1 tRNA gene and 1 pseudogene are annotated in these 1,532 nt (G+C 57.8%); both read left to right on the top strand.

The window, feature by feature from the left end:
• The first annotated feature begins 169 nt into the window (after window positions 1-169).
• Window positions 170-246: transfer RNA gene (locus AC1DXU_RS30400), tRNA-Met, on the top strand.
• Window positions 247-493: 247 nt separating this feature from the next.
• Window positions 494-775: pseudogene (locus AC1DXU_RS30395) on the top strand (type II toxin-antitoxin system ParD family antitoxin).
• Window positions 776-1,532: the final 757 nt, after the last annotated feature.

Genomic DNA, 1,532 nt, shown 5'->3' with positions numbered 1-1,532 from the left:
TAGGTCGCTGCCAGGTCTGCTAAATGCACGTTGAACTCACATCCAATCGGATGGAGTGAAATCTTCTCCTTACGAACAGGCCCGCCAACGGGACTACGGGCCGCGCAAGCGGCCCTTTCATTTGGTGGTCTCTTGATTCCGGTAAGCTAAAACTTACCTCTAAGGTTGACGCGGGGTGGAGCAGCCCGGTAGCTCGTCAGGCTCATAACCTGAAGGTCACAGGTTCAAATCCTGTCCCCGCAACCAAATACAAAAGAGCCCGCCTTGTGCGGGCTCTTTTGTATTTTGCTGTGGTGGCCGGCCGATCTTAACCTGCATCAGGGGCCCGCAACGAGGCGCAGCCGACGCCGCGGGACAGAAAAGTCAAATCCTGTCCCCGAAACCAACTACAAAAACGGCCCGCTTCAAGCGGGCCGCTTTGCGTTTGGCAGTGTCTTCGGTCGATCTTGAGCCTCGTCCCTGATCGGCACCATAATCTCTCCAGGAGGTTGCCATGCCCAACTACGCCCTGAGCGACCACTACGAGAGCTTCATCTACGAGAGCTTCATCAGGAAGCAGCTCGAATCAGGCCGCTATAACAATGCCAGTGAGGTTGTTCGCGCCGGCCTGCGTATGCTCGAGGATTTCGAGGCGGAGCGGGAAAGATGGCTGCGCGAGGAAATCCCGGCGCGCCTGACCGAGCTCCAGTAGGATCCAGCGAAGGGTATTCCTGTCGAGACGGTTTTTTCGCGGCTTGAGGCGCGTCATCGCGCGAAGCAGGCGAAAGCCAAGTAGGCAATGGAGTACCGAATTGTCTTCCACCCCAAGGCGGAAGCTGAACTCGAGCAACTCTATGATGACACAGCCGGCCGCGCGTCGCCGGCGATCGCTTGGAATTTCATTGCCGGCATCCGCGATCATTGCCTGGGTTTGTCGACTTTTCCACAGCGCGGCACAGAGCGGGTCGAGATCATGCCTGGTCTGTGCATCGTCGGCTACCGGCGCGCCGTCAGCATTGCTTTCGCAGTCGATGGCGTGGATGTGTTGATCCTGGGCATCTTTTTCGCCGGTCGCGGCGGAATTGCTGGAAGGCCGACTCTGAAGCGCTGCTCGGGCTGGCGCGGCGGTCGATATTCGCCAAGCAGGGCAGGTGATTTTCAAGCCGATGGCAGGTGCCGATGGCAGGTGCCCGCCGCCGAGGAGTGAGGCCTCCGTAGAAATGATCGGCGGCGGAACACCACTCACAATTTCAGCCAAGCCAACTCACGAATTTCGGCCGGTGGATATCTCCACGAGAAATCGAAAAAACATGCGTGATCAGTGTTGACAGTTCTGGTTGGTGGCGACTATATACGCCTCACGAACGAGGGCGGTGCGCCGCTGGCGGCGAAGCAGTTTGCTTCTGATTTAGCCCTTGTGAGAATTCAAGAGAGCCGCGTAAGCGACACTCGGACGGCCCCGAAGCCACAAGCGTAACGGGCCACGACATCGCGTCTGCGGCGTCTGTTCTTTGAAAATTGAATATTGAAGAAAGAGAAACGTGGGCGGCAGA

Source organism: Mesorhizobium sp. P3_A10 (assembly GCF_056403175.1).
Note: the sequence above shows the minus strand (reverse complement) of the source record. Positions and strands in the feature narration are given on the sequence as shown.